The following is a 21127-nucleotide window of genomic DNA, read 5'->3' on the forward strand; positions in this document are numbered from 1 at the left end:
GCCGGACTATCTGAGAAAGCGAAGGAGCGACGGCCCCCGCCCTTCGCGTAATACGGGCCTTTAGGAGAGGAGACGTCAATGTCGAAATCGTTCAGCGCGTTCGGCCTTGCTGTGAGTGCCGTGGTGCTCACCTGTCTGCCGGCCGCGGCGCAGACCAAGGTCACCAACGAGGGCATCTCGGCAACCGAGATCGTCATCGGTACCCACCAGGACCTGTCGGGTCCGATCAAGGGCTGGGGCGTCCCGGTCGCAAACGGCATGAAGATGGCCGCCGAGGAGATTAATGCGTCCGGCGGGATCAACGGCCGCAAGATCCGGCTGGTCGTCGAGGACAGCGGCTATGACCCGAAAAAGGCCGTGCTGGCTTCGCAAAAGCTGATCGAGCGCGACAAGATCTTCGCGATGGTGGGACCGATGGGGTCGCCCACCGTGCTCGCCGCGCAGGACATCCTGTTCGACGCCGGCGTGCTGCAGCTGTTCCCGCTCACGGCGGCCGAGTTCACCTTCAAGTTCGATCCGGCCAAGCCGCAGGAGCGACTGAAGTTCAACAATCTGCTGCCCTACGTCGAGAGCACCCGAGCCGCGCTGAAATACATGATGGAATGGAAGGGCTTCAAGAAGGCCTGCATCATGCATCAGGACGACGAGTACGGTAAGAACGTGCTCGACGGCTTCAATCAGCAGCTCACCGCCATGAAGGCGCAGCCGGCTTCGATCACGAGCTACAAGCGCGGCGCCTCCGATTTCAGCGCGCAGATCGCCAAGATGAAGTCCGACGGCTGCGACCTCGTCGTGCTCGGCACCGTGCTCCGCGAGACCATCGGGGCAATGTCCGAGGCCAAGAAGCTGGGCTGGGATGTCACCTTCCTCGGTGCCACCCCCACCAACGTGATGGAGGTTCCTGCATTGGGCAAGGAAGCCGTCGAGGGTCTCTACGCCGCCAGCGGCTTCGAGATCCCCTATGAGGACACCGCCAAGGGCAAGGTGAAAGACTGGCTCGTCAACTACAAGAAGATGTTCGGCACCGACGCCAACACGCAGGCGATCATCGGCTACAATGCGATGATGACCTTCGCCTTCTACGCGCAGAAGGCGGGCAAGGATCTCACGGGCCAGAAGATGCTTGATGCGCTGGAATCGGGTGAGAAATTCCTCGACATCTTCAACTCGCCGCCGACCAAGTTCTCCAAGACCGACCACCTCGCCAACACCATCACCCAGGTGCAGCAGGTCAAGGGCGGCCGCTGGGTGCTGGTGAAGGACAATCTGATGTTCTGATGCTTCTTGCCTCGCCCCGCGTGCGGGTGAGGGGGACTCTCCGCGAGTCCAACTCTCACCGTGATCGCAGAGACCGCCCATCACCCCAACCCTCTCCCCGCGAAGAGCGGGGAGAGGGAGAAGAGACAAGCTACGATCCCCCGCCCGCCGTTCCTGAATTCACCGGCGCCAGCTCATCCTCCCGGCACCGCCAGCCGTCGGCGGCTTTCACGAAAGCAAAGGTCCGCTGGATGCGTAGGCGGCGCGTCACGTTGAAGGATCCCGCCTGGCGCTCGTTGTTGGCGGCGCCTGCCTGCGGACGGCCCGTCCTTGCGTCCCAGCAGGTGCCGGTGCAGGTGGTCGCGACCTTGCTGCACATGGTGAAGGGCGCCAGCACGGCCATCTCGATCTCGCCCGTGACCTGCGCCTCCTGCTCGGTCACCTGGCTGTCGAGCGCGTAGACGCGGTTGATGCGCAGGAAGCTGCCGCAGGAATTGGCCGCATGGATCCGCGCCGCGCAGAAGTCGATCGCGTCGGTGTCGGGGAGGCGGGCCGCGACCTGCCGGCCGAACACCTTCCTGGGGTCTGCCTTCGCCGCGCGGATTTCCTCGGTCTTGCGCCTCAAATAATCGGCAAGACAGTCCTCGGCGGATTCAAGCTCCTGCAGCGGCACGTTCTCCTTGCCGACCAGATTGCATTTGCGGTCGCGCTCGCGGCTCCACCTGCCATATTCGGCGAAGGCAAAGCGCGCCGCGGTCGGGTCCAGCTTGCCGATCAGGCCGAGCACCTGGGCATTGAGCTCCGTCTCCGCCAGCGCCAGCGCTGGGTCCGCACAGATCAGCGCGCCCGCTGCGGTGTTGGCCGCCAGGCAGTCGAAGTCGGGATCGCGCACGATCGCGGCGCGCTCCTCGGTCACCTTGAGCAGGCACGCCTTCACCCGATCGAGATCGTCGGCGCGGACGGGGCTCTGCCCGACGATGCCGCAGCTGAGATTGCGCTGGCGGACCCAGATCGCATTCTCCTCGATCGCAGGCAGGCGATCGGGCAGGCGGGCGAGCCGCGCCTCGATCGCCGCGCTCAGCTTCTCGGCAGCCGCCGCAAGCGTGGCATCACCGCAGAACAATTGGTTGCCGGGGTCGCGAATCTGCTGGCAGTTGTTCTTGGCGAATAGCGGCAGCCGATCGGCGATGGAGCGGTCGGATGGCGCGGATTGCGCGAAGGCCGGGACGGCCGGCAATGCCAGTAGCGCAAGCACAGACAGCACGGTGATGCGCATTCTCGTCGTCCCCCAGCGTGGCCCCGGCCATGCTAGCGTTCCGCATGGCGCGGTGGAATGGCCTTGTGGGGAAGTCGCAGTGATGCGCAGCTATGAGGCTGCCGAACCGATCAACGTGCCTCGGCAGCGACCATCGAGAATCGCACGGGTTCGTCGACATATTTCAGCACGCCCGACTGGTCCAGTGCGAACAGCGGCTGGTAGCTCCGCGCAGCGTCGTCCTCGAGCATCGCCATGCGGCGGTTGTCGAGCATCAGCCAGTGGCCGTCGAGCTTTGCCGCGGCGACCGCATGATCTTCACCGGCCCTGACGTCGCGCACCACGACGATGCGAAGGTCTTCGGCGGCAATTCCTGCCAGCCGCAGCGCGGCCAGCTTGGCGATGGCGTAGTCCTCGCAATCGCCGGCGCCGTTCGCGAAGGTCGCAAGCGGCGAGCTCCAGACGTCGTCGATGCCGTCATTGGCGGCCCGGATGGCGAGGTTGACGGCGCGGTTGGTCTCGCCGAGCCGTGCGCGGCCGTCGCGGGCGCGGGCCTGGTCGACGATGGCGAGCAGCTTCAGGGCCGCAGGCGATGCGCAATTGTCCCGGTCGCCGTCGCACAGCGCAAGCTGCACCATGTCGTCGTCCAGCCTGTCCCTCAGCGCGAGCCATTTTTGCCGCAGGCTGCCGGACGAAATGGCGAAGGCGAACACGCCGAACGGCTCGGCGGATTTGCGCACGAGAAGGCCGGCTCCCGGCGACAGCAGCGAGCCGGCGCGAAGCTCGGCGGCCGATCCGAACAGGATCAATCCGCACAGAACAAGGATTGCGCGCCAGGCGCGCGAGCGAGCAGCGGTCTCCATCTGACATCCCCTTGCCTGGCTTCGCCGGGTCCCCCTCGACCTCGACGTGCCGGGCTTTGTTGCTTTCGGGGAGATAGTGCGAGACGGGCTGTTTTGTTCTGCTTAACGCGCCCGGCTGGGGTGGCAAAACCGGGCAACAGGCTGAAATAGACCTGCGCGAATTGCGTAAAATTTTACGATTCGCTAGCTAGAGGGTACCCGGCTGCCGCCAAACGGAGGGCAATTGCAGGTGCAGGTTGTAGGAAGGCCGAATCCGCGCGTCATGGCTAACACCCCCCAATTTCATGGGGTTCTGTTAGTTAGATCACAGATTTAACCCCGTATTTGCCGCAGGATGTGGCGGGACTTCGCGAAGGAAAGATGACGCAAGTATCTGCTCCGCAATTATACAGCAGATTACTTTGGATGACTTGAAATGAGCGCAAAAAGGCCGAATTCGACTTCGGAATATTTGATGGATTACTTCGGCTTCTCTCGCGTGGGCCGACCCGCGGGGGCTTCTGAAGCCCAAGTGATGCGAAATCACACAAGCAATAGATGGTATCGCTAAGGACTTGCTAATGCTATGCAAGCTTAGGCAATTGATACTTACTTAAATTTTAACCCTTTTACGGTGCCCGGTTGAATTACGCTGGCCAATTTGACGGCGCGATTTCCTTGGACGGCCAGGGTTCCCGCTCGCCCGGCAATGCCCATGTCGATTCCTTTACGGCGAAGGCACATGGTCACGTGCCCGAGGGCGCGTTCGTCGTTCCCGACCCCAACCTGATCTTCAACGGCGAGTTCAAGCGCACAGGCCTCGATCTCGTCTTGTCCCATGAGGGGCACGAGTTCGTCGTTCACGATTATTTCCGGGGCGACAAGCGCGCCGCGCTCGCCTCGCCCGATGGCGCCCACCTCACCGGTGAAATCGTCAGCGCGCTTACCGGCCATGTCCAGGTTGCGCAAGCCGCGCCCGGCGCTGCCGCGGCCCAGGTCATCGGGCACGTCACCAAGCTCGTGGGCAGCGCGACCGCGATCCGCAACGGCGTCTCGGTCATCCTGAACAACGGCGACAACGTCGAGAAGGGCGACGTGGTTTCGACCGGCGCCGACTCGACCCTCGGCATAACCTTCATCGACGGCACCGTGTTCGGCCTGTCCTCGAACGCGCGGATGGTGCTGAACGAAATGGTCTACGACCCCAACGGGTCGAGCAATTCCTCGTTGCTGAGCCTCGTCGCCGGCACCATCACCTTCGTCGCCGGCGAGACCGCCAAGCACGGCGACATGAAGATCGACACCCCGGTCGCCACCATGGGCATCCGCGGCACCGCGGTGCTCACCCAGATCAATTTCGTCGTTCCCGCCGGCGGCGGCGATCCGCAGCCGCAGGCGAGCTTCCAGGTGCTGGTCGAGCCGAACGGCACGACGGGCTCCTACATCCTGTTCGACAAGGTCACGCTGCTGCCGATCGCGACGGTCAACCAGGCCGGCCAGATGATCCAGATCAGCGGCGGCAACGTCTCGATCTCAAATGCGCTGATGTCGCCGGACGTGCAGAAGCTGATCACCGACGTGTTCACGCTGAAGTTCACCGACAACAACACCAACACCAAGCTGACCACGAACTTCACCGACACGCTCACGCCGATGAGCCTGGACGTGGTGTTCAAGTCGAGTTCCGGCCCCACCGCGGTCGCGACCTTCGTCAACCTCACTCCGCAGGGATCGGAAGGGCCCAGCACGCCCACGCCGCCCGTCGTGCGTATTCCCGGCCAGCCGATCGCGCAGAGCTTTGACGCCAGCGGCATTGTGAAGACGGCGTTCGCGTTGACCGAGCGTGCCGGCGCGACCGGCGACACGCATGCCGATACGATTACCGGCCTGATCAGATTCGTGGATCAAAACCTCGGCGACAAGCCGACGGTGAGCATCAGCCTCGCCGAAGCGCCGAACTATGTCTACAAGGACGCCGGCCAGCACGACGTCACCGGTTCGCTGACTGATCTGCAGAAGCACGCCATCGCAGCGACGCAGATCCAGATCAGCGTCGTCCCCGACCCCGGCAACAACAACAACGGCTCGGCGATCTGGACCTACACGCTCCCGGACCACGTCTTCGACTTCCTCGCTGCCGGCGAAACGGTGACCCTGACCTACATGGTCCGCGTCGACACCAATTTCGCTGTGAACCCCGAGTCGAAGTTCATCCCGATCACGATCACGATCACGGGGACCAACGACAAGCCTGCGATCACCACCGATGTCCCGATCATCACCTTCGAGGGCGGCACCAGCGTGCCGGGTGGCCCGCTCACCAGCGATGTGCCGACGTCGGGTACGCTGAATTTCAACGACGTCGATCTCACCGACAAGCATACCGTGTCGGTGGCGCTGACCAGTGCGACTCTGCCTGATGGCAGCGTGCCGCCGGGTCCGCTTGCGGCGTTCCAGAGCGCGATGTCCGTCGCGATCGCGGCCGGCGCAGACAGCACCGGGGACGGCACCGGCACCATCAACTGGTCGCTGGCCGATCTGCCGGTCTATTTGGCCGATTTCATCCCCCAAGGCGCGGTGCTGACGCTGGTCTACACCGTGACGCTCACGGACTCGCAAGGCGCGGCCTCGCAGCAAACCATCACCGTCACGATCACGGGCACCGATGCGCCTGCCGTGGTGTGGATCGCGACCGACAAGCCCGGCGTTCCCTCCGGCGGGTTCTGGAAGGACGCGGGCAACTGGGCCACCGGCACGGTCCCGACCGACCAGGACGACGTCATCGTCATCACCGATCAGCTCCACGGCCTGACCCCGTCCTATCCGGTGACGATCGACGTGGCGGCCTTCGCCAAGTCGTTGACGCTCGACGACTACGACACCACGCCGGGCCACAAGGTGCCGGAGGTGATCAACGAGAGCACGCTGACCATCGGCGGCAAGCTCACCCTGAATGCCGACGCGAAGTTCACCAACTCGCTCGGAGGCCACGTCACCGTCGGCGGGGCGATCGACGTCGAAACCATCACCCGGACATCCGGTGTGGTCGTCACCAACACCAGCACGATCACGAATGAGGGCACGCTCACCCTGGAAGCAGGCGGCACGATCGATACGCTCACCGCCATCGCCAATTCCGGCCTGATCGACCTGTCCGGCGGAACGCTGGTGCTGAAGAGCGATGTCACCAATAGCGGCGGCACCATCCAGACCGATGCCGGTGCGACGCTGGTCGTCGACGGTGCGACGATCGACGGCGGCACCGTCGCCATTCTCGGCACGCTGGAATCGACCGGCATCAGCGCCATCGATGATGCCGAGATCACGATCGCCAGCACCGGCATGCTGTCCGTCACCAGCGGCACGCTGACGATCGACCCGGCTACGATCCACGCCATCACCAATCAAGGCCTGATCGAGGCGGTGACCGGCGGCACGCTGAAGCTGACGGCCGCCATCATCGCCAATACCGGCGGGACGATTTCGGTCGACAACGCCTCAAAGCTCTATCTGACCGGCGTCTCGATCAACGGCGGCAGCCTGAGCAATGCCGGCAATCTCTACAGCGTCTCGGGCTCCAACACGATCACGGCTGGTGTCACCAACACCGGCGGCACCATCAAAGTCCAGGCCGGCACGCTCAACCTCGCCGGCGGCATCATCGGCGCCGGTACGCTGATCATCGAGAATGGCGCGAAGCTCGAGCTCGGCGGTGCCGACGCGCAGAATGTCACGTTCGCCGGCGGCACCGGCACGCTGCAGCTCGACAAGGTCGCCGGCCAGAGCTTCACCGGCACCATCTCGGGCGAGCTCTCGGCCGACGGCATATTCACGATCACAGGCAACGCCGACATCACAACGTCGACGGGCGATGCGCTCGACTTTACGGTATCGCAGGCGGCGCATGCCGGCGTCGTGCTGACGCCAACCGGCACGCTCACGGGCGCGATCAACGGCATCGACGTGACCCAGAACGGCGTCGGCGACATCACGCTGACCGCGACGGGCGACATCACCGGCCTCGCCGGCCACGGCATCTGGCTGAGCGATAGTGCGACCGGCTCCGGCGATATCACGGTCAACGATCTCACCGGCAAGGCGACCGGCACCGGCGCGAATTCGGTCGGCGTCCTCGTCGAGAATATCAACATCGCCAATGCTGGTGACATCTCGATCACCCAGCTCGGCGGCGCGGTGGGTGGCGCATACGGTATCGACGCGCTCACGCAGGGCGACGGCGACATCATCATTGATGCCGGCGGCGCGATCACCGGCAGCTCGATCTATGGCATCCGCTCGCGCAGCTATGGCAGCGGCAACCAGACCGTCACGACGGAGGCGGGCAGCGCCATCACCTCGGGCAGTTCCGGCATCGTTGCCGTCAACCGTGCGAACTCGCTCGACGCGGCCGACCTGAGCACGATCACGGTCAACGCCTACGGCACGATCAATTCCGGCAGCAGCCTGAACCTGGCCGGCAATGCGCCGGCCGGCATCGAGGCTGGCTACACCGGTGCCACGACCGGCACCAGTGCGAACACGAGTGTCAATGCCACCGTGATCGTCAACAATCACGCCGCCATCACCGCGGTCGGCCACGGCATCAACGCCTTCAATTACGGAAATGGCGACGTCACGGTGAACAGCTTCGCCGGGACGGCGATATCGGTCTCGGGCGCCCAGAGCATCGGCATCAACGCCGCGGCCTTGAGCGGCGGCACGGGCGACGTGACGGTCACGCTCGGCGAGGATGTCACGATCTCGGGCGCGACGAGCTACGGCATAAGGGCCTACAGCCTCGATGCCGGTGACATCACGGTCACCCTTGCGGATGGCGACAATATTACCTCGGGCAGCTCGGGCATCGTCGCGGTCAACTACGCCGTCGCGATCGCGGCCGGCCTGGGCAGCACGATTTCGGTCGAGGCGCACGGCGCGATCCATTCCGGCGCGACACTGAACAACGACGGCACGACGCCGGGCGGGATCATCGCCGGCTACAAGCCGGGCGGCACCGGCACTTTCTCGAGCGCAGTCAACGGCGACGTCATCGTCGCCAGCGATGCGACGATCACAGCCGGCGCAGGTTACGGCATCGAGGCGTTCACCTGGGGCGCCGGGGACGTCACGGTCACGACCGGCGCGCTGTCGTCCATCACGGCCGCGGGCATTGCCATCGGCGCGTTCAACAATGGCGGCGGCGACGTCAGCGTCACCAACCAGGGCTCCGCCATTGGTTCGGTCGGCCTCGCCGCCGTCGCGAACGGCGCCGGCGATATCACCATCGTCAACGATGGCAGCATCACCAGCACGAATCTGGCCGGCATCAGCGTCACGCAGAACGCGGCCGGTGCGACCGGCTCGACACACATCACCAATACCGGATCGATCGCAGCTCCGACCGGCCACACCGCGATCTTCATCCAGGAGAACGCGACCGGGACGGCGACGATCGACAATTCCGGCACGATCGGTCCCGCCGTCGCTTCCAGCGTCACGTCGGCGACCTACGCCATCGTCGAGACCGGCGGCGCCGTCGAGATCAACAACACCGGCGACATCAACGGTAACATCTCGGTCGCGCGCGCCACGTTCAACAACAACGCGGGCGGCACCTGGACGGTCGCCGGGACCAGCGTCTTCGGCAACGCGTCGTCGATCATCAACCACGGCGATATCGATCTGCTCAACGGCGCGTCGATCTCCGGGACCGGGCTGAGCATCGAGAATGATGGCGATATCGACAGCTGGGGCACGGCGTCGATCTCGGGCACGATTACCAATACTGGCAACATCGAGGTCAATGGCGGGACCCTGACCCTGTTCGGCTCGCTGTCCGGCACGGGATCGGTCACCGTCGACGCCGGCGCGCTCCTGAAGCTCGAAGGCACGGTGGCGCAGACGATCACGCTCGAGGATGACGGCGCGGGCCTTCAGATCGATACCGCGACCTTTGGCGGTTCGATCGCAGGGCTGTCCGCGAACGATACGATCGACCTGTCAACCATCAATTACGGGCTCGGCACCAGCGCGGTTTATGTCGCCAATTCCGACCCCTCGACCGGCGGCGTGCTGACGGTCTCCGACTCCGACGGCCACCAGATCAGCCTGAACCTGACCGGCGCCGATTACAGCGATTTTCACTTTGCCGGAAGCAGCGATGGTCATGGCGGCACGCTGATTACGATCCACGCGAACGACGATGCGCCGACGTTCACCGCGACCGAAGCGTCTCCGACCTTGGCCTTCTCCGAGCTGGAAAATACCACGGGCTCCACGACGCTCGACCCGGTCTCGGGCGGGAGCGGTACGGTTCACTTCAAGGACATCGACCTGACCGACCGTCCGACGGCGACGATCACGCACCAGGCCACGACATGGCTGGCTGCCGATCACAGCACGGAACTGACCTTGACGTCTGGTCAGGCCGCCGCACTCGAGCAGGCCTTGGCGATCCTCGGGACCGGCAAGAACAACGGCGCGGTCGACTGGAGCTATTCGATCGTCGACAGCGCGCTGGATTTCCTTGGCGAGGGGCAGACCGCAACGGTGGTCTCGACCATCACCCTCGACGACCATCAAGGCCAGTGTACCACGGCCGATGTCACGGTGACGATCACCGGCAAGAACGACGCGCCGACGCTGAATGGCGCGACGCTCGGCGCGATCAGCGAAGATGCAACTGCTCCCGCCGGGTCCAGCGTCGGGGCGCTCTTTGCCGCCGGATTCCACGATGCCGATGCGGGCGCGAGCTTCAAGGCCGTCGCCGTCACGGCCTCCCATGCAACCGCCGCGGAAGGCGTCTGGCAGTACCATGTTGCCGGTAGCAATCAGTGGATAGATATCGCGGGTGTCAGCGACAGCAGCGCGCTCGTGCTTGCCACCGACACGCTGGTCCGCTTCGTGCCGGCCGCGAATTTCAGCGGCGCGCCGGGTAGCCTCGACGTGCATGCCCTGGATGATACCTATGGCGGCAATGTCACGACGCCCGTCCTGATCGATATCACGTCGCCCTCGATCGGCTCCAGCGTCTCAGCGGCGGCGACGCTGAGCACGGAAGTGACCCCCGTGGCCGATGCGCCGGCGTTCAACATCGACCATACGCCGATCGCGGATGCGGGAGAGTTCCTGGTCAACACCACGACCGCGAACGACCAGACTTACAGCGCGATCGGCGCGCTCTCGGACGGCGGCTACGTTATCGCTTGGGTGTCGCAGGGGCAGGACGGCGACGGCGCCGGCATCTACGCTCAGCACTATGCCAGCTCCGGCGCAAAGATCGGGGGCGAGTTCCGTGTCAACACGGCGACCGCGGGCAGTCAGTCGAGCCCGTATGTCGTCGGGCTGGAGGGCGGAGGGTTCGTCGTGAGCTGGACCACCGGCAGCGACAACGGAGCGACCATCCACCTGCAGCGCTTTGATTCTTCGGGTTCGCCGGCAGGCGGCGAGGTCTCCCTCGCCGGATATGGCGAGAACGCGACGCTTGCCGCGCTGTCGAACGGCGGCTTCGTCATCAGCTACGTCACGTCCGACGCCAGCGCGTCAGGCACTTACGGGATCGTCTACGATTCCAGCGGGGTCCCGACGTCCGGACCTTTCTTGATCAACACGACGACAGCCAGCCAGCAGCAGGGTGATTCAGTCGCCGGGACCGCCGATGGCGGCTTCGTGGCGTCTTGGCATTCCTATGGTCAGGACGAGGTATCGGGCAGCTGGGGCGTCTACTTCCAGCGGTTCGATGCGCAAGGTAACAAGCTCGGCGGAGAGGTGCAGGTCAACACCAACACCGCAGGCGATCAATATGGCGGCGAACTCGCCGTCCTGAAGGACGGGTCGATCGTCGTGTCGTACACCGACGCGAACACGCTCGTGCTGAGGCATTTCAGTTCGACCGGTGCGCCAATCGGCAACGAGGTGAGCATCTCGGATGCCACCACCGCTACCTTGCAAGCCCTGCCGGACGGCGGCTTCCTCGTCACCTATCAGGGCCATGACGCTCCCGGCAGCCTCGGACTTCTGGGTCAGCGCTTTGATGCATCGTTGCACGCGGTCGGCTCGTCGTTCGTCATCAACGAAACCACGACCGGCGACCAGCTGTTCCTGGCCGATCGCTCCAATCCGACCGCCGTGACCTCGGACGGCAAGATCGTCTCGACCTGGTTCTCCCCGGGCGACGGCGGCAACGACGTCGAAGCGCGCGTGTTCGCGGTGCCTGGATTTGGCTCCAACAGTCCGATCAAGCTGCCGGCCATCACTGCGGCGGCAGTCGATAGCGACGGGTCCGAAACGCTCCTGATCAAGCTCTCGGGCTATCCGGCTGGCGCGACCTTCTCGGTCGGTCATGCTGGAACCGGCGCTGATGCCGGCCAGTGGCTGATCGGGGCGGCAGAAATCGCATCGCTGGCGGCCTCGGGACTGACGATGACTGCCCCGGCCGGGTACCACGGCGAGTTCAACCTGCACGTCGGCGTCACCGTCATCGACTCCGCTAATGGCCTTGGCGGGCCGCTGACGGACACCTATACGATAACCGAGGATGTGGTCGTTAGAGCCGGCGGCGGGCCTGTCATCGATACCTCCGGCTTCCAGGTCGAGCACATCATCGAGAACAGCAACGACATCATCACCGACCTCGTCGTCATCGACACCGACCCCGGTGCTGCGACCGATACGTTCACGGTCACGCTGTCGACCGCAAATCCGGACGTTAGCCTCGCCAGCGTTTATCCGACGGCCGGCACGCTCGAGCAGATCAACGCCGGGCTCGCGGAGGGCGCGGGTATCGCCTACGATCCGATCGGCGCCGATCCCGACGCGGCGCCGCCCGCGACCGACCAGATCACACTGACCGTTGCCGACTCGGCCGGCCATTACGACACCGTCAACTTCATCTTCGTCGAGGGCGCCGACAGCCAGGGCATCACTCTGGAAGGCACCAGCGGCAAGGACGTCATTTTCGCGACCGAGTCGAGCGACACCTTGACCGGTGGCGGCGCGAAAGACCAGTTCGTGTTCGCGCCGACTTCGTCGCTGGATCCGATCCAGCACGCTGTGACCGATTTCGAGACCGGGCTCGACAAAATCGACCTGCGGCAGTTCACCAATATCACGTCGTGGACGCAAGTCTCCGCGCTCGCGGAGCAGCAGGGCGCCGATACCCTGCTCACGCTCGATGCCAATGACAAGGTTCTCCTGAAGAATGTCGTTGTCGGCAATCTCCACGCCAGCGATTTCATCCTTCATGTGAGCTAGAGCGACGCCCCTGCCGGGGGCGCGGCTCTTCCTTGCGCCTCGACCGCGGCAAAAAATCCCTATCCTTGGCTGCCGAAGCGATGGCCATTTGCGTCCTGGCGATCCAAGATTGGGCTCCAGGCGGTTGCAGGAAGTCCGATCGAAATGAGACGTCTCAAGATCCTGCGGCGGTGGTTTGCGCGGAAGCTGGGCTTCGCGCGGCTGATGTGCCTTGCGCTGCTGGTGCTGTTCGCCGGCGCGCGGCTGTGGGATCCGCCGCCGATCCAGGAATTGCGGCTGCGCACCTTCGACATGTTCCAGCTGATCGATCCACGCCACAAGGCGGCGCGGCCGGTCGTCATCGTCGACATCGACGACAAGAGCCTCGCCAAGCTGGGCCAGTGGCCGTGGCCGCGCACGCGAATCGCCGACCTGATCCAGAACCTCACCAGCAGCGGTGCGGTGGCGATCGGCTTCGACGTGGTGTTTTCGGAGCCCGACCGGCTCAACCCGGATCTGGTTGCGGGCCAGATGCGCTATCTCGACGACGCCACGCGCGCCAAGCTGCGTGAGTTGCCGACCAACGACCAGATTCTCGCCGATGCGATCAAGCGCTCGCGTGTGGTGCTGGGCGAGACCGGGCTTCCAGAGGTCTTGTCCGAACTGGACAAATCGCTTCCGTTCACGGGGGTGGCGACGGTCGGGGAGGAGGGTGCCGAACGCTTCCTGTTCGAATTTCCAGGCTTGCTGCGCAACGTGCCGGTGATCGAGAATGTTGCGGCCGGCCGCGGCCTGTTTTCAATCAGGAAAGAACGGGACGGATTCATCCGCCGCGTGCCAATGATCATGCGCGCGCAGGGCACCATCATGCCCTCGCTCAGCCTCGAGATCCTGCGCGTCGTCACGGGCACGCCGACGCTGTTGGTCCGGACCGACAAGACCGGTATCAGGTCGATCCGCATCAAGGGTGTCGAGATCCCCACCGACAAGAACGGCCAGTTCTGGGTGCACTACGCGCGTCGGGACCCCTCGATCTACGTCTCCGCCGCCGACGTGCTCGACAACAGCGTGTCGCCGAGCAGGTTCGCCGGCAAGCTGGTGCTGGTCGGAACCTCTGCGGCCGGGCTCAACGACATCAAGACCACGCCGGTCTCTGCGACCATGCCGGGGGTCGAGATCCATGCCCAGGTGCTGGAGAGCGTGTTGAGCGGCGCGGTGATCTCGCAGCCGAACTACGCGCTCGGGGTCGAATTGCTCGCCGCGCTGATCATCGGCCTGCTCGTCATTATCTTCACGCCGAATCTCGGTCCCGTGCGCCTCGTGCTCGCGGGTGCGACGTTCGCGGCGATCCTGGTCGGCACGTCCTGGTTCTTCTACGTGCAGTACCGCTACCTCATCGACTTCACCTATCCGCTGCTCTCGACCACGGCGGTTTATCTGACGCTGATCTTCGCCAGCTTCGTGCGCGAGCAGCGCCAGCGCGTGCAGATCCGCGGGCAGTTCGCGCAATACATGTCGCCGGTCCTGGTCGAGCAGCTGGCGCAGTCGCCGGAAAAGCTCGTGCTCGGCGGCGAGGAGCGCGTGATGACGATCATGTTCTCGGACGTGCGCGGCTTCACCACGATCTCGGAGAGCTACAAGCACGACCCGCAAGGCCTGATCGCGCTGATGAACCGCTTCCTGACGCCGCTGACCGACGTCATCATCGAGCGGAAGGGATACATCGACAAATACATGGGCGACGCCATCATGGCGTTCTGGAACGCGCCGCTCGACGATGCCGAGCACGAGGTCAACGCCTGCGAAGCCGCGATCCGGATGCTGGAGCAGATCGACGCGGTCAACAAGGAGCGCGAGGAAGAGGCCGCCGAGGGCGGCCACGTCTACATTCCGCTCAATGTCGGCATCGGCCTCAACACCGGCATCGGCGTGGTCGGCAACATGGGCTCAGACCTGAAGAAGAACTATTCGGTGCTCGGCGACAGCGTGAACCTCGCCTCGCGCCTGGAGGGCCAGTCGAAGGAATACGGCTTTCCCATCATCGTCGGCTCCCGCACCGCGCTCGCCGCCAAGGAGAAGTTCGCGATCCTCGAGCTCGACTTCATCATGGTCAAGGGCAAGACCGAGCCTGAGGTGATCTACGCCATCGCCGGCCGCGAGGACGTGATGCATTCGGCCGCTTTCCAGCGCCTGCGCAACATCACCATCGAGATGCTCAGCTGCTATCGCGGCCGCGACTGGCAGGGCGCCCTGGATGCCATCGAGCGCGGCCGCAAGAGCGAGGACGCTGACACGCTGGAAAAGCTGTTCAGGCTCTACGAGGCGCGCATCAAGGATTTCCAGCTCAATCCGCCGCCGGAGAACTGGACCGGGGCATATGCGCTGCTGACGAAGTAGTCGACGCATCGGCGCTGCCGTAGGGTGGGCAAAGGCGCGTCAGCGCCGTGCCCACGATCTCGCGCCGCAATGTTGAAATGGTGGGCACGCTTGCGCTTTTCCCACCCTGGGGCAGCTGCGTTTGCCGCCCTCACTCCATCCCGATCGTCGTCAGCTCTTGTAGGGTGGGGCAAAGGCGCGTCAGCGCCGTGCCCGCCATCTCGCGCCGCAATGTTGAAATGGTGGGCACGCTGCGCTTTGCCCACCCTACGGCAGCTGCGTTTGCCGCCCTCACTCCGTCCCGATCGTCGTCAGATCCTGAAACCAGTGCTGGGCCTGCACGAACTGCTTCACCTTCGGCGACAGCGCGTGCGGGTTGGTGTCGTGGACGACCCAGACCAGCGTGGCGTCGTCCACGATCAGCGCGTGCGCCTGCGCCAGCAGCTCGTCCTGTTTGGTGGAATCGAACGTCTGCTTGGCCTCGTCGATCAGCGCGTCGACCTTCGGATTCTTGTAGCCGCCCCAGTTGACGCCCACCGGCGCGATCTGGCCCGAATGGAAGAAGCGGACGATGGCGTAGAGCGGGTCGGAGGTGACGTAGGCGATGTTGTTGGCGGTGATGCCGGCATTCATCTCGTCGGCCGCGCCCTTGCGCCAATGCGTGTAGAGCGTCTCCAGCTCGACCACCTTGAAATCGATCTCGATGCCGATCTCCTTGAAGCTCTGCTGCAGGAATTCGTTCATCGGCAGCGACAGCATCTGCCCGGTGCCGCCCTGCGCGATGATGAAGGTGGCCTTCAGCGGCTTTGTTTTCGAATAGCCGGCTTCCTCGACCAGCTTCCTGGCGGCGGCCGGATCGTATTTCAGCTCGAAGCCCGGCTTGCCGAACCACGGGCTGGACGGATCGACCTGGCCCTTGGCGGGCTTTGCGAGGCCGTTCATCAAGCCGACCACCGCGTCGCGGTCGATCGCGAGGTTCAGCGCCTTGCGCAGGCGGATATCGGTCCAGGGCGAGCCCGGCAGCACGGACAGATGGTAATTCCAGACATGCGGCGTGACGTTGTCGACGAGCTTCATGCCGGCGGCCTTGAGCTGCGGCACCGCATCCGGCGCCGGCGTCTCGATCAGATCGACCTGGCCCGCGAGCAGCGCATTGGTGCGCGTCAGCGCCTCCGGCATCGGCACCAGCACGATCTTGTCGGCCTTCGGGATCCGCTTCTTGTTCCAGTAGTCGGGATTCTTGCTGAGTTCTGCGAGCTCGCGCGGCACCAGTTTCGTCAATTTGAACGGGCCGGTGCCGGAGGGCTGGCTGGCGAACTTGTCCCAATCCTTGCCGAGCTTGTCGTACTGCGCGGGGCTCGACACCAGAAACCACAGCATCTGATAGGGGAAGAAGGAATCGACCGTCTTGGTGGTGATCTCCACCGTGAAGTCGTCGATCCTGGCGTAGCTCGCGACCGAGGGCAGGCGGGTCTTCACCTGCGCGCTCTGCCGCTTGTCGAATTGCGGCGCCTTGTCGTTGAGCACCTTGTCCAGATTCCAGATCACCGCATCGGCATTGAACTCGCTGCCGTCGTGAAACTTGACGCCCTTGCGAAGCGTGAAGCGCCATTTGGTCTTGTCGGCGTCATCCACCTTCCACTCGGTCGCAAGCCCCGGCACCAGCTTGCCGGGACGATCGGCGACGTCCATCTCCCACGCCACCAGCGGATCGTAGATCGTGTAGGCCGTGAACTGGTAGGCGCCGGCGCCGCGATCGGGCTGGCCTGTCGTCAGCGGGATGTCCGCCATCGAGATGCCGTAACGCAGCACGGTTTCGGCGCGCGCCGAGATTGCGGACGACGCCAGTGCAAGCACGGCGAGACAAATCGACAGACGAATACGCATGGTCCAGAGCTCCCAGGGATTTCGGGACCAAACTTGCAATCTTGATGCCAGAATAGGCAGCGCGACGCGCACACCGGCGTAGTGCCTACAAGGACTTGTCGTCGCAGGGCCAAATTGCAGAATAAGTTTCTCTTTGGCATAGCCATTGCATACGATTGCATCAAAAATAGTCATCGAAGCCGGAAAAGGATTGAGGCGATGCTTACTAAGAAGAACACACGCGCGGCATTGATCGCGATGCTCGCTCTAACGACGGCGGCCGCCTGGCCGCGCGTGGCCGGCGCGGAGACCGTGCTGCGCATCGGCATGACCGCTGCCGATATTCCGCGCACGCTGGGCCAGCCCGATCAGGGTTTTGAAGGCAATCGCTTCACCGGCCTCACCATGTACGACGCGCTCACCGGCTGGGACCTGTCTTCTGCCGACAAGGCAAGCGTGGTGATCCCCGGCCTTGCGACCGAGTGGAAGGTCGACGATGCCGACAAGACCAAGTGGACCTTCAAGCTGCGCCCCGGCGTGACCTTCCACGACGGCTCGCCGTTCAACGCGGACGCGGTGGTGTGGAACGTCGAGAAGGTGCTGAAGCAGGATGCGCCGCAATTCGATGCCAGCCAGGTCGGCGTCACGGCCTCGCGCATGCCGACGCTGGCGTCGGCGAAGAAGATCGACGACATGACGGTCGAGCTCACCACCAAGGAGCCCGACAGCTTCCTGCCCATCAACCTCACCAATCTGTTCATGGCGAGCCCGGCGAAGTGGCAGCACTTCTACGACAAGGCGGAAGGCGCCGATGCCAAGGCCAAGTCGCAGGCGGCCTGGACGGCGTTTGCCAAGGACGCGGCGGGCACCGGTCCGTGGAAAATGGCGAGCTTCACGCCGCGCGAGCGGCTCGAGCTGGTGAAGAACGCGAGCTATTGGGACAAGGCGCGCGTGCCCAAGGTCGACAAGATGGTGCTGCTGCCGATGCCGGAGGCGAACGCGCGCACCGCGGCGCTGCTCTCCGGGCAGGTCGATTGGGTCGAGGCGCCGGCGCCGGACGCGCTGCCCGAGCTCAAGCAGCGCGGCTTCAAGCTCTACGCCAACGAGCAGCCGCATGTCTGGCCGTGGCAGTTCTCGCGCGTCGAGGGCTCGCCCTGGAACGACATCCGCGTGCGCAAGGCGGCGAACCTCTGCGTCGATCGCGAAGGCCTCAAGGACGGCCTGCTCGCCGGACTGATGGTGCCGGCAACCGGCACCTTCGAGCCCGGCCATCCCTGGCGCGGCAAGCCGAGCTTCGAGATCAAATACGACAAGGCGGCCGCCCAGAAGCTGATGCAGGAAGCGGGCTTTGGCCCGAACAAGAAGCTGACGGTGAAGACGCAGACCTCGGCCTCCGGCTCCGGTCAGATGCAGCCGCTGGCGATGAACGAATATCTGCAGCAGGCGCTCGCCGAATGCTATTTCGACGTGAAGCTTGACGTCATCGAGTGGAATACGCTGTTCACCAACTGGCGCCGCGGTGCCAAGGATCCCAGCGCCAACGGCTCGAACGCCACCAACGTCACCTATGCCGCGATGGACCCGTTCTTCGCGCTGGTGCGCTTCCTGCAATCGGGCATGGCGCCGCCGGTCTCGAACAATTGGGGCTTCATCAACAATCCCAAGTTCGACGAGCTGGTGAAGAAGGCGCGGCAGACCTTCGATCCCGCCGCGCGCGACGCCGCGCTCGCCGAGCTGCACGCGGCCTCCGTCGACGACGCCGCCTTCCTCTACGTGGCCCACGACGTCGGCCCCCGCGCCATGAGCCCGAAGGTCACGGGCGTGGTGCAGCCGAAGAGCTGGTTCATCGACTTCTCGCTGGTGTCGATGAAGGAGTGAGGCGGGTACGCTGGTAGGGCTCCCCTCCCCCTTGCGGGGAGGGGTTGGGGAAGGGGGTCCACACGGGCGGTCCCTGTGTGGCCACCCCTCTCCCTAACCCTCCCCCGCAAGGGGGGAGGGAACCCTCGCATAGTGCGTCCCTTACTATCCCCAGCGCCATCAGTCGCCCGACATCACGTTAGGTAAATCAGTGCTCGCCTATATCGCCAGACGCATCGTCTATGTCGTCCCGATCGTCATCAGCGTCGCGCTGGTGTGTTTCCTGCTCGTGCATATCACGCCGGGCGATCCGCTCGTTGCCGTGCTGCCGGCCGACGCCTCGCAGGAGCTCGCCGCGCAACTGCGCACCGCCTATGGCTTTGACCGCCCGTTGCCGGTGCAGTTCGGGCTTTGGTTGCTCCGTGCCCTGCATGGCGATCTCGGCAATTCCATCGCGACGGGGCGTCCCGTGCTGGCCGAGGTCATGCGCGCGGTCGGCAACACCGTGACGCTGGCGATCGCCGCCGCCATCATCGGCTTCACCATGGGCATCCTGCTTGGCCTGATCGCCGGCTATTTCCGCGAGACCTGGATCGACAAGGTCGCGACCTCCTTCGCCATCGCCGGCGTGTCGGTGCCGCATTACTGGCTCGGCATGCTGCTCGTCATCATCTTCTCGGTGCAGCTGAACTGGTTGCCCGCCGTCGGCGCCGGGCCCAGCGGCTCCAATTCCTGGGCCTGGGACTGGGCGCATCTGAAATATCTGGTGCTCCCGGCGATCACGACGTCGGTGATTCCAATGGGTATCGTCACCCGCACCGTGCGCGCGCTCACCGGTGACATTCTCTCGCAGGATTTCGTCGAGGCCTTGCGCGCCAAGGGGCTGCACGAGCGCGGCGTATTCCGCCACGTCATCAAGAACGCCGCGCCGACCGCGCTGGCGGTCATGGGGCTTCAGCTCGGCTACATGCTCGGCGGCTCGATCCTGATCGAGACCGTGTTCTCCTGGCCGGGTTCGGGCTTCCTGCTCAACTCGGCGATCTTCCAGCGCGACCTGCCACTGCTGCAGGGCACGATCCTGATCCTGGCGCTGTTCTTCGTCTTCCTCAATCTCCTGGTCGATATCGCCCAAGCCGCGATCGACCCGCGCATCAAGCGGGGCTAGAAGATGGGATCGAACTCAGCTATCGCCGCGAAGGCAGTGCGCTCCCTCCCCCGCGAGCGGGGGAGGGTCGGGGAGAGGGTGTCTCCTCAATCGAGAGCCCCCAAGAGGAGAAAGCCCTCACCCGCGCCTGCGGCGCGACCTCTCCCGCACGCGGGAGAGGTGCACTGCCTTCCGGGCTTGCACCGATTGAAGCGATGCGCACCGGGAGCCAGCCGATGAGCGAGCTTCCGTTGTCCGCCACCGCCGATGCCGCGTTGCAGGCCGCGCCCGCGACCAAGGCGCGGGGCTATTGGGCGACCGTCGGCCGCCGCATCCGGCGCGACAAGGTCAGCATGGCCTGCGCGCTGGTGCTGCTGCTGATCTTTCTCTCGGCGATCCTCGCGCCCTGGCTTGGCCTTGAAGATCCCTACAAGGGCTCGATGATCCGCCGCCTTCGTCACATCGGCACGCCTGGCTATCCGCTCGGCACCGACGAGCTCGGCCGCGACATGCTGGCGCGCCTCATCTATGGCGGGCGGCTGTCGCTGGTGATCGGCATCCTGCCCGTGATCCTCGCCTTCGGCATCGGCACCTCGCTCGGCCTCATTGCCGGTTATGTCGGCGGCAAGCTCAACACCGCCATCATGCGCACGATCGACGTGTTCTATGCCTTTCCGTCGGTGCTGCTGGCGATCGCGATCTCCGGCGCTCTTGGGGCCGGCATCCTCAATTCCATCGTGTCGCTCACGGTCGTGTTCGTGCCGCAGATCACCCGCGTTGCCGAAAGCGTCACCACCGGCGTGCGCAACATGGACTTCGTCGAGGCGGCGCGTGCCTCCGGCGCCGGGCCCTTCACCATCATGCGCGTGCACATCCTCGGCAACGTGCTGGGCGCGATCTTCGTCTATGCCACCAGCCTCATCTCGGTCTCGATGATCCTGGCCGCCGGTCTGTCCTTCCTCGGCCTCGGCACCAAGCCGCCGGAGCCGGAATGGGGCCTGATGCTCAACACCTTGCGCACCGCGATCTACGTCAATCCCTGGGTTGCAGCCCTGCCCGGCGCGATGATCTTCGCGGTCTCGATCTGCTTCAATCTGCTCTCGGACGGCCTGCGCAGCGCCATGGACATCAGGAACTGACGATGGTGATGGAGATGCGCAATGGCGCCGTATGGACGGCCGTCATGCCCGGGCTTGTCCCGGGCATCCACGTTCTTCGTTCCGCGTGGCAAGGCGTGGATGGCCGGGACAAGCCCGGCCATGACGGCATGGAGGCTTTAGTACCAGCCATATGCGGTCG

At 64.6% G+C, this 21127-nt stretch carries 9 protein-coding genes; 6 read left to right on the forward strand and 3 right to left on the reverse strand.

Annotated elements, in window-relative coordinates; genetic code table 11:
- Positions 1–78 precede the first annotated feature (78 nt).
- Positions 79–1278 carry an ABC transporter substrate-binding protein gene (locus D6B98_RS25210; protein WP_126259598.1) on the forward strand — a complete coding sequence of 400 codons (1200 nt, stop codon included), beginning with the start codon at positions 79–81 and terminating at the stop codon, positions 1276–1278.
- 130 nt (positions 1279–1408) lie between these two features.
- Here D6B98_RS25210 and D6B98_RS25215 read toward each other — a convergent pair whose 3' ends face one another.
- The gene (locus D6B98_RS25215; RefSeq protein ID WP_126259599.1) at positions 1409–2533 is read right to left on the reverse strand and encodes a lysozyme inhibitor LprI family protein; all 1125 of its coding nucleotides are present in this window, start codon (positions 2531–2533) and stop codon (positions 1409–1411) included.
- 110 nt (positions 2534–2643) lie between these two features.
- Positions 2644–3375 carry a transglutaminase-like cysteine peptidase gene (locus D6B98_RS25220; protein ID WP_126259600.1) on the reverse strand — a complete coding sequence of 244 codons (732 nt, stop codon included), beginning with the start codon at positions 3373–3375 and terminating at the stop codon, positions 2644–2646.
- Positions 3376–3996: 621 nt separating this feature from the next.
- Between D6B98_RS25220 and D6B98_RS25225 the strand changes: the two genes are divergently transcribed.
- Together D6B98_RS25225 and D6B98_RS25230 are read left to right on the forward strand one after the other, a co-directional pair.
- On the forward strand, positions 3997–12606 hold the full coding sequence (locus D6B98_RS25225; protein ID WP_126259601.1) for a VCBS domain-containing protein: 8610 nt from the start codon (positions 3997–3999) through the stop codon (positions 12604–12606).
- A gap of 144 nt (positions 12607–12750) precedes the next feature.
- Positions 12751–14982 (forward strand): CHASE2 domain-containing protein, encoded by a 2232-nt coding sequence (locus tag D6B98_RS25230; RefSeq protein ID WP_126259602.1) that lies wholly within the window; start codon positions 12751–12753, stop codon positions 14980–14982.
- A 270-nt stretch (positions 14983–15252) separates the two neighbouring features.
- Here D6B98_RS25230 and D6B98_RS25235 read toward each other — a convergent pair whose 3' ends face one another.
- Positions 15253–16848, reverse strand: a complete 1596-nt coding sequence (locus D6B98_RS25235; protein WP_126259603.1) for an ABC transporter substrate-binding protein — start codon at positions 16846–16848, stop codon at positions 15253–15255.
- 198 nt (positions 16849–17046) lie between these two features.
- Here D6B98_RS25235 and D6B98_RS25240 point away from each other — a divergent pair, with 198 nt between their 5' ends.
- The 3 genes from D6B98_RS25240 (at position 17047) to D6B98_RS25250 (ending at position 20967) form a co-directional block, all read left to right on the forward strand.
- The gene (locus tag D6B98_RS25240) at positions 17047–18705 is read left to right on the forward strand and encodes an ABC transporter substrate-binding protein (RefSeq protein WP_126259604.1); all 1659 of its coding nucleotides are present in this window, start codon (positions 17047–17049) and stop codon (positions 18703–18705) included.
- A gap of 190 nt (positions 18706–18895) precedes the next feature.
- Positions 18896–19849: an ABC transporter permease gene (locus D6B98_RS25245; protein ID WP_126259605.1), complete on the forward strand. Its 954-nt coding sequence runs from the start codon at positions 18896–18898 to the stop codon at positions 19847–19849.
- A gap of 215 nt (positions 19850–20064) precedes the next feature.
- Positions 20065–20967 (forward strand): ABC transporter permease, encoded by a 903-nt coding sequence (locus D6B98_RS25250; protein WP_126259606.1) that lies wholly within the window; start codon positions 20065–20067, stop codon positions 20965–20967.
- Positions 20968–21127: the final 160 nt, after the last annotated feature.

The organism is Bradyrhizobium sp. LVM 105, from assembly GCF_003957705.1.
Lineage (GTDB): Bacteria > Pseudomonadota > Alphaproteobacteria > Rhizobiales > Xanthobacteraceae > Bradyrhizobium > Bradyrhizobium frederickii.